Source organism: Actinoplanes lutulentus (genome assembly GCF_003259845.1).
GTDB classification, from domain to species: Bacteria; Actinomycetota; Actinomycetes; order Mycobacteriales; family Micromonosporaceae; genus Actinoplanes; species Actinoplanes lutulentus.
On the sequence record NZ_QLMJ01000001.1, the window covers coordinates 401690 to 414317 of the forward strand.

General features: G+C 66.8%; 11 protein-coding genes. 5 read left to right on the top strand and 6 right to left on the bottom strand.

The annotated features are described in order from the left end of the window. Positions 1-7 precede the first annotated feature (7 nt). Positions 8-562 (top strand): GTP-binding protein, encoded by a 555-nt coding sequence (locus B0I29_RS01650; RefSeq protein WP_111646993.1) that lies wholly within the window; start codon positions 8-10, stop codon positions 560-562. An 853-nt stretch (positions 563-1415) separates the two neighbouring features. Here the strand turns inward: B0I29_RS01650 and B0I29_RS01655 are convergent. Beyond that, a complete protein-coding gene (locus tag B0I29_RS01655; protein ID WP_220091257.1) occupies positions 1416-2804 on the bottom strand; it encodes a tryptophanase in 1389 nt (462 codons plus the stop codon). Then, positions 2794-3789, bottom strand: coding sequence for a tryptophan dimethylallyltransferase family protein (locus B0I29_RS01660; RefSeq protein ID WP_245972123.1), 996 nt, complete (start codon positions 3787-3789; stop codon positions 2794-2796). Before B0I29_RS01660 ends, B0I29_RS01655 begins: the two co-directional genes overlap by 11 nt. Before the next feature lie 388 nt (positions 3790-4177). Here B0I29_RS01660 and idi point away from each other — a divergent pair, with 388 nt between their 5' ends. The 3 genes from idi (at position 4178) to B0I29_RS01675 (ending at position 7272) form a co-directional block, all read left to right on the top strand. Then, on the top strand, positions 4178-4867 hold the full coding sequence (gene idi, locus B0I29_RS01665) for an isopentenyl-diphosphate Delta-isomerase (RefSeq protein ID WP_111647326.1): 690 nt from the start codon (positions 4178-4180) through the stop codon (positions 4865-4867). Positions 4868-5056: 189 nt separating this feature from the next. After that, on the top strand, positions 5057-5905 hold the full coding sequence (locus B0I29_RS01670; RefSeq protein WP_111646995.1) for a family 43 glycosylhydrolase: 849 nt from the start codon (positions 5057-5059) through the stop codon (positions 5903-5905). Then, positions 5902-7272 carry a glycoside hydrolase family 43 protein gene (locus B0I29_RS01675; RefSeq protein WP_220091258.1) on the top strand — a complete coding sequence of 457 codons (1371 nt, stop codon included), beginning with the start codon at positions 5902-5904 and terminating at the stop codon, positions 7270-7272. The genes B0I29_RS01670 and B0I29_RS01675 overlap by 4 nt, the downstream gene beginning before the upstream one ends. An 18-nt stretch (positions 7273-7290) precedes the next feature. Here the strand turns inward: B0I29_RS01675 and B0I29_RS01680 are convergent, their stop codons facing one another. After that, positions 7291-8148 (bottom strand): ion transporter, encoded by an 858-nt coding sequence (locus tag B0I29_RS01680; protein WP_111646996.1) that lies wholly within the window; start codon positions 8146-8148, stop codon positions 7291-7293. 97 nt (positions 8149-8245) lie between these two features. On the opposite strand from B0I29_RS01680, the gene B0I29_RS01685 reads away from it, so the two are divergent. Beyond that, positions 8246-8623 carry a YccF domain-containing protein gene (locus B0I29_RS01685; protein ID WP_181557671.1) on the top strand — a complete coding sequence of 126 codons (378 nt, stop codon included), beginning with the start codon at positions 8246-8248 and terminating at the stop codon, positions 8621-8623. 1194 nt (positions 8624-9817) lie between these two features. Here the strand turns inward: B0I29_RS01685 and B0I29_RS01690 are convergent. From B0I29_RS01690 to B0I29_RS01700, 3 genes are all read right to left on the bottom strand, one after another. Continuing rightward, positions 9818-10183 (bottom strand): DUF2203 domain-containing protein, encoded by a 366-nt coding sequence (locus tag B0I29_RS01690; RefSeq protein WP_111646998.1) that lies wholly within the window; start codon positions 10181-10183, stop codon positions 9818-9820. A 200-nt stretch (positions 10184-10383) separates the two neighbouring features. Further along, positions 10384-11202: a slipin family protein gene (locus tag B0I29_RS01695; protein ID WP_111646999.1), complete on the bottom strand. Its 819-nt coding sequence runs from the start codon at positions 11200-11202 to the stop codon at positions 10384-10386. A 196-nt stretch (positions 11203-11398) separates the two neighbouring features. Then, complete coding sequence (locus tag B0I29_RS01700; protein WP_111647000.1) at positions 11399-12583, bottom strand: cytochrome P450; 1185 nt, start codon at positions 12581-12583, stop codon at positions 11399-11401. Between the last annotated feature and the right edge of the window lie 45 nt (positions 12584-12628).

A 12628-nucleotide genomic window follows, 5' to 3' on the forward strand; every position in this document is an offset into this window, starting at 1 on the left:
AGACAAGGTGAATCGCACATCGGTCAAGATCGTCATAGCGGGTGGCTTCGGCACCGGCAAGACGACCTTGGTCAGCTCGGTCAGCGAGATCACGCCGCTGACCACCGAAGAGCTCCTGACGTCGGCCAGTGTCGGGATCGACGACGTGACCGGCGTCGAGTCCAAGACGCACACGACGGTGGCGCTGGATTTCGGACGCATCACGATAAGTCCCGATGTAGTGCTGTATTTGTTCGGTACGCCCGGACAGGATCGCTTCTGGTTCATGTGGGACGAACTCGCCGAGGGCGCCGTCGGCGCGATCGTGCTTGTCGACACCCGGAGGCTGGACACGAGCTTCCCCGCGGTGGATTACTTCGAGCGGCGCGGGATTCCGTTCGTGGCCGCGGTGAACCAGTTCTTCGGGGAGTGCGAGTACACGGACGACGAGATCCGCTCGGCGATGGAGCTGGGTGCGGAGGTGCCGCTGGTGTGGCTCGACGCGCGGGACAGGGCTTCGAGCAAGTTGGCGTTGATCGCGCTTGTTCGACATGCGATGTCGCGGTTGCCGCAGGCGGCTTGACCGGCCTGAGGCGGGGTCTCCGGCGGTCTCCGGCGGTCTCTGGGCTTCTTCGGCGTCGCCGGGTGTCTCCGGTGCTTCCGTGCTCCGGGCGTCTCCGGCTTCTCCGCTTTCTCCGGGCGTCTCCGGGGCCGGCACACGGTGAGGTCGGGGCGCCAGCCCACGGTGTGCCGGCAGCCAGCCGGGACGCGAGCACACCGTGGGCCCCCAACCAGCCAGAGCGCGAGCACACCGTGTGCCCTGAGCCAGGCAAGGTGCGCTGAGCGTCAAGCCGGCCCGGGGGCTTTGCACGCCGAGCCCGAAATGAACATGGTGCGAGCGACTCGCCGGTGCGTGTCGCGCTAGGGCACGTTGTTCCGCCGAAGATCTCGTTGCCTCGGGCGCGAGCCGTAGCTCAGAGAGGTCATCAGACCCTCATAACGTGTCTGAACGACGGCCGAGGGGTGCGAGCCGTAGGTCAGCCATGTCATCGAAGCCTCATAACCGCACTGAGCTACGGCTCGCCCCGCAATCGGCGGCTAGCTCCGGGCGTGGAGAGGCGGTGAGCGCACGCGCAAGACGTTTGCGTGCACTGGCCGCCTCCATGACGGCTGGGCCTGAGCGCCCGCAGAGGCGTTCCGCGTGCACTCACCGCCCCGGCAAGAGCGCTGCGTGTGCGCACACCGCCACGCTGAACGCCTGCAGAGGCTCCCGTCGTCTGCCGAGGACCTGAAACGGGCCCGAAGTCGACACAAGACGGCGGATCCAAGCCACCGTGTCGAACTAAGGCGCGCACCACACCCAAAATCGACACACGCCAGCGAAACCCGCCCACCCTGCCGGCTCAGGGCTGTCGCGCGGCCCTCGACACGACCCCCTACCCGATCGGCGTCAGTCTCACCTTGAAGTGGCGCAGCAGCGGCGGCGCGGACACGATCCGGTATCCCCGGATCCGCTCCGGATCCTTTGCGATCGCCCCGAGCACCGCCGCCACATACTCAAAGTGCTCCGCCGTATAAACCCGCCGCGGGATCGCCAACCGAACAAGCTCGAACGGCGCCGGCTTGACGACACGATAGGAAGCATCGAGCTCACCCAGATACAGCGACCCCAGCTCCGCCACCCGGATCCCGCCGTCCAGATACATCTGGCACCCGAGCGAATGCCCGGGAAACTCACTAGGCGACAGGTGCGGCAACAGCCGACCGGCGTTCAGATAGAGCGCGTGGATCCCCGCCGGCTGAATCGTGTCCACCCCGGCATCGTTGATCATGCGGGCCAGAGCGGCCGTCTGAGCGGCCCGGGACGCCAGATAAGCCGGATCGACCACCTCACGCAACCCGACCGCCAGCCGCTCCAGGTCACGGCCGGACAACCCGCCGTATGTGGAGAACCCCTCGGTGGCGATCAGGTTCGCCTCGCACTGGGCGAAGAGCGCGTCGTCGCGGAGCCCGATGAGCCCGCCGATCGCGGTGAGGCCGTCCTTCTTCAGGCTGATCAGGCAGCCGTCGGCCAGCTCGAACGCACGGGTCGCGATCTGCCGGGGCGTCCAGTCCTGATAGCCGGGCTCGCGCTGCTGGACGAGCCAGGCGTTCTCGGCGAACCGGGCCGCGTCCAGGAAGAACGGCACCCGGAAACGCTGGCAGAGCGCCCGCACGGCTTCCAGGTTGGCCATCGAGACCGGCTGCGCGCCGAGCCCGTTGTTGGTGATCGTCATGAGCACCAGCCCGACCCGCGACCCGTCCGGGCCGGCCAGCGTCGATTCCAAAGCTTCCAGATCGATGTTGCCCTTGAACGGCTCGGACGAGTCAAGATCAGCGGCCGCAGCACAGGGCAGGTCAAGCGGAGTCGCGCCCGCGATCGAGACGTTCGCATGAGTCGTGTCGAAATGCGTGTTGCTCACGCAGATCTGGCCGGGCTTCAAAAGGCTGGAGAAGAGGATCCGCTCGCCGGCCCGGCCCTGGTGCACCGGCAGCAGATGCGGGTACCCGGTCAGATCGGCGACCTCGTCCCGGAACCGGAACCAGGACCGCGCGCCCGCATAGGACTCGTCACCCAGCGCCGCGGCCGCCTCCTGCGCGGACGACGTGGCCCCGGTGCCGGAGTCCGACAGCAGGTCCACGGTGATCTGGTCGGACCGCAGGTTGAACGGGTTGTACCCGGCCGTCTCGATAGCGTCGCGACGCTGCTCCGGCGTGAGGAACGGGATCGGCTCGACCACCTTGATCCGGTACGGCGGCGGCAGCGGTATGTGGTCAGCGGACAAGGGACGCTCCTTCGAAAACCTGATATGCCTCGGACGACAGGTACACGGTCATGCCCGGCCGCGGCGGGCCGAGCCTCAGCGAGACGTGCGCGATCAGGCCGACACCACTGTCCAGCGACCGGCTGGTGACCGCGGCGATCGCCTTGTCGAGCATCGCCGGATCGAATCGGTAGCGTTCGAGCAGCGGCAGCACCCGCTCGCGGGCCTCCTGGTCGTCCGCGACGTAACTGCGGATCGGCACGTAGATGCTGTAACCGTTGGGCCGCTCGGCGCCCTGCGTGATCGTGTAACTGCCGACCAGCGGCCGCCCGGCGAATCGCTCGGTGCGCCCGGCCAGCTCACAGAACTCGGCCACCTGCGCCGGATCCACGCCGTCCACCACCGAGGCGGCGCGGGCCACATCGCCGGCTTGCGCGTCGTGGTGCGAGAGATACAGCTTCACCCGGGCCTGCGGCCCATCCTGAAGATCAAGAGCAAAGAACGTCAGTCGATCTTTGCGCCCCAGCTCACCCTCGCGGATCGCCTGGCTCAACATCATTTGGTACGCGGAACCGAGGCCGAGCCGGTCGAGCGCACGCGCCACCAGCTCCGGTGAGTGGTCCGCACCGTGAACCTCAGGGTTGAAGTAGACCTTGAACTCGGGCGGGTGCCCGTTGCGGAACACCAGCGACAGCCAGAGCACGAAATCGCCCTGCGGCGACTCGGTGGCGAACAGATCACGGACCGCCTCGAGCCGGCGCGTCGACAGGCCGTACCGCTCCGCCTGGGCGTGCAGGAAGTCGTAGGTGGCGAGGGCGTTCGCGCGTACCCCCGGGGTGGTGCCGAACGCCTCCGCGAGAATGCGCAGAGCGGGCGGCTCGCTGTCGTTGTACGCGATCGAGAACTCGATCGGCGTGTGGTCGTCGGCGACGTCGGAGGGCCATGCGGGCGGCGCGTCCAGCGGTCGCGAACCGTGTGCGCCGAGCAGTTCGGAAAGGAGCTCCACCGGCGTAGCGGGATCGATCCCGACAACGTCGCAGAGCCGGCGTATCTGACCGCCTAGGTGATCAAAAACAGACACGTCCTGCATCTCGACCCCTGTTATCCGGCAGCCCGCCGGCCGCCCGGTCGTCCGCGCCCCCACGGCCGACCAACCCTGTTTCTCTGCCACTAATCGTTAATTGGATCTACGCGTTTAGTCGAGTGCGACATAGATCACAGTGGACGGAAGTAACAGTCCGCAATGGTTAACGCGCATTTACCCGAGGTGATCCGCACCCAGCCCGGAACAAGGTGAGAACCTCTCAGGATGCACGGAGCGTACTCGATAGATGATCTTCAACGGAAGCCCGGAGGTACCGGATGCCTTGGGGTGCAACGTGACAGAACCGGTCATGCTCCACAGTGCTGTTCAACTACTCTCCGTGTCTGGCGGATCTTCCGAACACCAGTTAATCTGCTGTTGCCGGGCGTTCTTTTTCTCCGCAAGAACAGGTAAGACCGTGGAACATGTCATTTTGCTCGACGAATCCGGCACGGCTATCGGCGTTGCGGACAAACAAACCGTTCATACCGATTCGACGCCGCTTCACCTCGCGTTCTCCTGTTATATTTTCGATTCTTCCGGCCGTTTTCTGGTGTCCCAGCGAGCGCTGAGCAAGAAGACCTGGCCGGGCATCTGGACGAACAGCGTCTGCGGCCATCCGGCGCAGGGCGAGGCGATGACCGACGCGGTCCGCCGGCGCGCCTCGTTCGAGCTGGGACTCACCCTCGACGAGGTCCGTCTCGTGCTGCCGGCGTTCCGGTACCGCGCCGAACTGCACGGCGTCGTGGAGAACGAGATGTGCCCGGTCTTCTACGCCACCGTCAGCGCCGAGCCCGACCCGAACCCGGACGAGGTCGAGGCGACCCGCTGGACGACGTGGGACGCGTTCCGCGCGGAGGCGCACAGCGAGCATGGCGAGACGTTCTCACCGTGGTGCCGGCTTCAGATCGCGGAACTGACCGCGCTCGGCGAGGTGCCCGCGCAGTGGCCCGCCGGCGACCCGGCCGGCCTGCCGAAGGCTGCCATCTCAAGACATTGACAGTCGTCGTGTGATCGTTAACATGGACGAAACACGAGACGATGGGACTCCCCCGATGCCCTGGAAACTCGTACGTCTGATGTCTGTAGCGGCGCTTGCCGCTTTCGCTGCCCTCGTCGCCGTCCACGCCGCGGGCCAGGCACTCGTCCTCTGAGCTGTTAACGCTCGCTCCCCCCATCGGAGGCTCACATGAGACTTCTGACTGCCTTTCTCGCGCTAGTTCTCGGCGCCCTCATCGCACCGCAGCCCGCCAGCGCCGCCACCACCCTGATCTACGCCACCTTCAAGGGTGACGGCGCCGCCGACCAGGAGCTCTGGGTCTACCAGTCGACGAACGGCGGCACGTCGTACAGCGTCCTGTCCGACACCAACTTCCGCGGGCCGACCGGTGTGCTGCGCGACCCGAGCATCCTGAAGTACAACGGGCGCTACTACATCGCGTACACGGTGCAGTCCTGGACCACGAACTCCACCTACTTCAACATCGCGACCAGCACCAACCTGACGTCCTGGACCAACGTCACCAGCATCCCGGCCGGCATCTCGGGGGCCAACTACACCTGGGCCCCGGAGTTCTACGTCGAGAACGGCGTCGTCCGGGTCATCACGAGCGTGGCGTCCACCGCCTGCGCCTGGTGCTTCCGGCCGTACGTCTACACGGCGCAGAACACCGCGCTGACCAGCTGGAGCGGGCCGTCGCAGATGTGGGGCCTGGGCACCAACCACATCGACACGTTCGTCGTGAAGTCCGGCAGCACCTGGCACGCGTTCACCAAGAACGAGACCACCAAGTACATCGAGCACTGGACCACCACGGCCAACCTGTACGAGGGCTGGATCAACCGGGGCAACCTCTGGGCCTCCGGTTACGAGGGTCCGTCGCTGGTCAAGCTCGACGACGGCCGCTGGCGCATCTACGTCGACAAGTACACCAACGGTGGCGTCTGGACCGCGACCAGCTCCGACCTCAACACCTGGACCGGTCTGAGCGCCGTCGGCTGCTCCGGCTGCCGCCACGGAACAGCGACCGCGAAGTGAAACGCCGCGATCTTCTCGCGGCTGTCGGAGGCGCGACCGCCGGGGCGCTCATTCTGCCCGGCGCGGCCAAGGCCGCGACCTATTCCGGGTACGCCATGGCGTACTTCACCGAGTCGCCGACGATGGCCGGCGCCAGTTACCGCGTGCATCTGGCGGTCAGCGGCGACGGGCTGAACTGGACTCCGCTGAACCAGAACGCCCCGGTCGCCACGCCGACGCTCGGCAGCGGCGGGCTGCGTGACCCGTTCATCCTGCGCAAGCAGACCGGCGGATTCGTGGTCATCGCGACCGACCTGAACGGCACCGACTGGGCGTACCAAAGTCAGTATCTGCACGTCTGGGACTCCCCCGACCTGCGCACGTTCACCGGTTACCGGCTGCTGAAGGTGCACTCGCTGGCGACCCACGCCTGGGCGCCGGAGGCGGTCTGGGACCCGGCGCGGAGCCAATACGCGGTGGTGTACTCGTCGGTGGTCGGCGGCCGCAACGTGCTGATGGTCAGTTACACCACCGATTTCGTCACCGCCACGACCGGCCAGGTGTTCTTCGACCCCGGTTACGACGCCATCGACGGCAACTTCGTGACCGTCAGCGGCGTGAACTACATGTACTACAAGAACAACACCAACAGCACCCTCTTGGGTACGCGTTCCAGCTCGTTCAACCCCGGCAGCTTCAGTGTCTACACCGGTGCGATCACGCCGGGCCGGGGCGTCGAGGCGCCGCAGATCGTCAAGTCGAACACGGCCGAGACGTGGCAGATGTGGGGCGACACCTGGAGCCCGAACGGCCGGTTCTTCTGCTGGCAGTCCACGAACGTCGCCGGTGGATCGTGGTCGCTGCTCAACGATCGGCTCTACACCCAGCCGCTGAACTCCAAGCACCTCGGCATCACCCCGATCACGGCGGCTGAGATGTCCGCGCTGACCACCCGCTGGGGTACGCCCGCCTGGAACCGGATCAAGTCCTACAACTATCCGGACCGCTACATCCGGCACGCGAACAGCGTCGGGCGGATCGACACGTACCCGTTCGACCCGTACCAGGATCAGATGTGGACCCTGGTTCCGGGCCTGGCCGACTCGGCCGGGGTGTCGTTCCGGTCGGTCAACTACCCGGACCGGTACCTGCGGCACTCGAACTACGCGATCGTGCTGGCCGCCAACGACGGGACCAGCACGTTCGCCGGTGACGCCACGTTCCACCGGGTCGCCGGATGGGCCGATTCGAGCTGGACGTCGTTCCGGTCGCACAACTTCCCGGATCGCTATCTGCGGCATTCGGGGTACGTGCTGCGGATCGACCCGATCACCAGTTCGTCGGCGGCGGCCGCGAAGCAGGACGCGACGTTCCGGGTGGGTTACTGATCCTTCTTCTTACCGCCTTTACTGCCGGGTCTGTTCCGGGACCTTTGTCACGGCTCTCTCGCCGAGCTGTCGTTCCAGCGCCTCCAGGGCGGAACGCAGCTCGGCGAGGTTCCGTTCCACCGACGCCTGCTCCGGGTTGATCGGCTCCGGTTTCACCCGGGCCGCCCGTTCCGTCTCGTGCGCCTCCTGCAGAGCCGTCAGCACCACACCGACCAGCAGGTTCGTCAGCAGGTAGCAGGCCGCCACCATGTACGACACGTAGTACAGGACCGCCCACTCGGTGACCTCCCGGCCGGCCTGCAGGATGTCGGTGATGCCGTCCAGCGACAGCAGCAGGAACAGCGTCAGCATGGCCTGTCCGACGGTGCCGTACTTCTCCGGGTACGCCTCGTCGAACATCATCCAGCCGAGGATCGCGTAGCCGTACAGAAGAAGGGCCGTCACCAGCAGGAAGCTGCCGAGTCCCGGCAGGCTGTGCCGGATGCCGACCAGGATCACCCGCAGGCTCGGGAACAGCCGGAACGTCCGGACGATCCGGGCCAGGCGCAGCAACCGGAGCAGCGTCACGTTCTCCCGGACGCCGGGCAGCAGCGGTGCCACGATCACGGCGAGGTCGAACAGGTTCCACCCGTCGCGGAAGAAACCGGACGGGTGCTCGGCGTGCATCCCGAATCGCACGAGCAGTTCGATGGTGAAGAGCGCGACGCAGGCGTACTCAATGGAATGCAGGAGCGGGCCGGCGGCCGCGACCACCGCGGGGTATGTCTCCAGTCCCAGCGTCACGGCGTTGACCATGATGACCGTGAACGAGACGACGTTGAACCAGGGGGCGCTGACCAGAACCGCGCACTGCCGGGTGACGGGCTTTCGGAACATGAACGGCGGTGTCTCCTCGAGGCGCGATGATCCGGACACACCCTATGAGGCGGGCAGCAAACGACAAAGGGTGGCGCGGGTGCGTCACGCTGTAGAGGTGATCCGCTTGATCCTCAACGTGCTCTGGTTCATCTTCTTCGGCTGGGCGCTGGCGCTGGCCTACGCGCTGGCCGCCCTCATCAGCTTCATCCTGATCGTCACGATCCCGTTCGGCGTGGCGTCACTGCGGCTGGCGGTTTACTCGGCGTGGCCGTTCGGCCGCACCATCGTCGACGACCCGGGTGCGGGGGTGGCGTCCGGCCTGGCGAACATCCTCTGGCTTGTCCTGTTCGGGTGGTGGCTGGCCCTCGGCCACATCACGGCGGGCATCGCCCAGTGCCTCACCATCATCGGCATCCCGTTCGGCATCGCCAATTTCAAGCTGGTACCGGCCGCCCTGTGGCCCCTGGGCCGAGACATCATCGACATCCCGTAGAGGGGTTGCCGGCCGGGCCTGCAGCTGCGTGCGGGCCGGAGCTGCAGGCGGGCTGACGGCCAAGCGCTGCCGCCCGTGGTGACGGCGAGGCACGCAGTGCTGGTTCAGGAGTGGCTTTCAGCGCCGGGCCGGACTCGGCTTTCCGCCTGCTGCGCCCAATCCGCCACGACGTGGCCCCAAGCCGCTGCGTGTCGACTTCGGGTGCGGAGCGCACCCCAACTCGACACGGACCAGCGGGCCCGGGCTTGTGTGTCGACTTCGGGTTCGGAATGCACCCCAACTCGACACGGACCAGCGGGCCCGGGCTTGTGTGTCGACTTCGGGTTCGGAATGCACCCCAACTCGACACGAACCAGCGGTCCCGGACTTGTGTGTCGACTTCGGGTGCGGATTGAACCCGAAATCGACACGCCACCGCGGGTTTCCCGGCAACTCGTTAGCTTGCGACGGGTTTCCCGGCAAACTTGTGAGTTTGTGGTCGATCGGACGGCCGAACCGCACAGGATCGGAACGACGCCTCGCAGCGAGAGCCGCCGCGCCGCCCGAACCCGCTATCGATCCGCAGAGCGGCGAACGTCGAGCAGCCGCAGCACCAGCCACAAACGAGCGCCCACCGAATCTTGAGCGATATTGCACCGTCGGGTGTGCAAAGTCGCTCAAGATCCGCCGTTAACAAGAGGTAGTGCCACGGGAGCCACTGCCCCACGCCGGCACCGGCACTCCCGCTGGCACTCGCACTCGCGCTGGTGCTGGGTTGGGGCTGGTGGATCTTGTGGGTTTGGGGCGCTACGGCAGCCACAAACTCACAAGGTCGGCGTGCTGCGGCCAGCGGCCGGTGCGGAATGCTCTCTGGCGTGTCTTTTGGAGACGGCCGCGGGACGCTATAACGCGCGTGATAGCAGGTCAGCGGCGTTGACCTGAAGATGTCATTACCCACAGCTAGTTCATCTTGCCGACAGTGACATGGCACCCGAGTGGACCTACGGTTAACAGAGGGTTAGCAAGCACTCACCGGCGAGGGGAGGCATCTCATGGCGAAGAAGTCGAAGAAGGACAAGAAGAAGGACAAGAAGTCCAAGAAGAAGTGACTCGCCCTGGGGCGGCCCCCTCAACGGGCCGCCTCAGCGTCACTCCCGGCACCGGTACCGCAGAGCCGGAGAGCAGTCCCCGGAAAGACAACGCCGGGGGTCGAAATCAGTCAGGGAGTCGGCGGCGGCCTGCGAAGCCCAGGTCGGCGCGGTGATACCACGTGAGGTCGGTGTCGCCTTCGAGCCAGCAGAGCAGCACCGGCACACCGTCCAGATCCGCGGGGAAGTCGACAAGCAGCGGCGCTACGCCCTTGAGCTCGGCGCCCGTCTCCTGGACCGCGGTCATCAGCTCGTTGAGCCGGGCCTCCGCGCCCTTACGCTCCGGCAGTCCGCCCAGGTCGGTGGGCGCGCCTTCAGGTGCCAGCGCGGCCGTGAGCTCGACCAGGTCGGCGCGGACGGCCACGATCTCGTCCAGCACCGGGCGCAGCCGCGTCAGCTCGGAGCGGGCCTGCACAAGCGTGAACAACCCCATGAGGGAAGAGTCTGTCAAACCCCGCGCAGGCGGCCACGGTGGGTGCGCCGTGGCCGGCCCGTGCGTAGGGGACTCGGTGCGCGACGGTGGCCACGCGACCGATCAGAAACGGTCGCGACGATCGCCGCTGCCGTTCTGGTCGGACGCTATCCATCGGCGGCGGGGACGCGGTAGATCACGGACTGACCATCACACCGATGTTATGGCGCCTCAGACAGCGAGACGTGCTTGTCGAAACCGATGTACAGCCGGGCCTCCGCGTTCGCACCGAGCGCGCCCAGCGTCTCCAGCTCGCGCAGCCGGAGCAGGGCCGGGTGCTGTGCGTACGCCTCAGCGGCCTCAGCGAGCCGGCGCAGCGCGTCGACCTCGGCGTCGGCGCGGATCCGCTTCGCCGTGGCGTCGGCCTCCGCGGTGCGCCGGGTGGTCTCCGCCCGCGACGTCGCCTCCAGAGCCTCCCGCTCGGCACGGGTGCGTGCCTCGACCATCTGCGCCTCGGCCAGCCGCTGGGCCGTGAGAACCCGGTTCATCACGTCCTGCAGGTTGCCGGGGAAGACCAGGTCCTTCACGTCCGCACGGATGATCTCCACGCCGTACCCGGCGGAGACGCCCTCGACGTCGCGCAGGATGTCCTCGCTGAGCTGGTTGCGGTTGGTCAGGATCGCTTCGAGCGACATGGACGCCAGCGACCGGCGGGCGGCGAGCTGCACGTCGCTGTAGACGCGGTCGGCGTAATCGGCGACCCGCTCCACGGCGGCGACCGGGTCGGTGACCCGGAAGTGAGTGATGATGTTGACCCGGACCGCGACCTTGTCGGCCGTCAGGATCTCCTGGCCCTTGATGTTGAGCTCGCGCTCGCGCAGGTCGACCAGGGCGATGTCGACACGGGGCACACGACGGCCCAGGGCACGCCGGCGCGGCAGCTCGTAACGGCCCGCTTCCAGCACCTGCTCGAACCGGCCGTCGACGTACTTCAGACCACGGAATCCACTGCGGATGATCACCTCGCGGTTGGTGGACATTTTTCACCTCATAATGGGATATCAAAAAGCTTAGGGTGGCCCCGCAGCGGATCCGATGTGAAGGATCGGTCGCCTAGAAGGCAGCCGGACGAGCGTGGTTTGAGCGCCAATGCGTCCGTTGCGAAAGGACTCGCTTCTGAAACCGCCGGGGCCACACAGAGGATGACAAACCTCGGTCAGTCCGCACAACGCAATATCACCAGCGGACCATGACCCGCTCCAGGCCACCGACGATCAGACCTTCCCGGCGCGGCAACTCCTCCGCGGGACCATCGAGGCGCAAACCCGGGAGCCGGTCCAGCAGGGCGGTCAGCGCCACCTGCATTTCGGTACGCGCAAGAGCCTGCCCGATACACGAATGCGGACCCGCCCCGAAAGCCAGATGCGGGTTGGGCCGCCGTGCCAGATCCATGTCATCGGCGTGCTCGAACGCCGACTCGTCCCGGTTGGCCGCGGCCATACTGTTGATCACGGTGGTCCCGGCGGCCAGTTTCACGCCGCTCACCTCGATGTCCTCGGTGATGTACCGCGGCATGCCGAACCCCGGGTTGGCGTCGAACCGCAGCGCCTCCTCGACGGCGGTACGCACCAGCGCCCGATCACCCAGCACCCGTTCCCAGCGCGACCGGTCGGCCAGCAGCATCGCCACCATCTTGCCGATCATGTTGGCCGTGGTCTCGTGGCCGGCGATCAGCAGACCCTGCGCGGTACCGAGCAGCTCCAGCGTGGACAGCTCGTCGTTCGTCACGAGGTCGCTGATCAGGTCGTCGCCCGGGTTCGCCCGGGTGGCCTCGATGTGCGCCCAGAGATATTCGCCGAACTCCAGCTGCGAGGCGTCGATCTCCGCCTGGCCGTACCGGGTGAGGCTGAGCATCGTGTCCGACCAGTACGCGAACCGGTCCCGGTCGCTGTCCGGGACACCGAGCATGTCGCAGATGACCCAGACCGGCAGCGGGAACGCGAACGCCTTGACCAGGTCGACCGGGCCGGGCCCGAAATCGGAGATCAGCCGCTCGGCCATCGCCGCGATCCGCGGTTCCATCGCGGTCATCCGCTTCACGGTGAACCAGCGGCCGACCAGTCGCCGCCATCGCTGGTGTGCCTCGCCGGTCGGCGTCATGCTCGACTGCTCGGCGCCGAACACCCCGCCCGACTCCTGCGCGGTGACCCGAGCCGCGCCGTCGGCGTCGAGCTGCCGGGTGAACCGGGGGTCGCTGAGAACCTGCCGCACGTCGGCGTACCGGGTCAGCAGCAACGCCTGGTCGCCGCTCGCCAGGCGTACCGAAGCCACGGGGCATCCGGCGCGGAGCTCGGACCACTGCGGGGGCGGCTCCAGGGCCGCGGGCTGCGCGAACGGGTACTCCGGCAGGTCGTTGTCCATCTTCGGAGCCTGCCCATGACAGCGACAGACGTCAATACGGAGGCC

Bases quoted from the DNA above. Each gene is read 5' to 3' on its own strand.
- idi (WP_111647326.1), top strand. From the start codon at position 4,178: ATGCTCCACAGTGCTGTTCAACTACTCTCCGTGTCTGGCGGATCTTCC.
- B0I29_RS01670 (WP_111646995.1), top strand. From the start codon at position 5,057: ATGAGACTTCTGACTGCCTTTCTCGCGCTAGTTCTCGGCGCCCTCATC.
- B0I29_RS01690 (WP_111646998.1), bottom strand. From the start codon at position 10,183: ATGGGGTTGTTCACGCTTGTGCAGGCCCGCTCCGAGCTGACGCGGCTG.
- B0I29_RS01700 (WP_111647000.1), bottom strand. From the start codon at position 12,583: ATGGACAACGACCTGCCGGAGTACCCGTTCGCGCAGCCCGCGGCCCTG.
- B0I29_RS01695 (WP_111646999.1), bottom strand. From the start codon at position 11,202: ATGTCCACCAACCGCGAGGTGATCATCCGCAGTGGATTCCGTGGTCTG.
- B0I29_RS01680 (WP_111646996.1), bottom strand. From the start codon at position 8,148: ATGTTCCGAAAGCCCGTCACCCGGCAGTGCGCGGTTCTGGTCAGCGCC.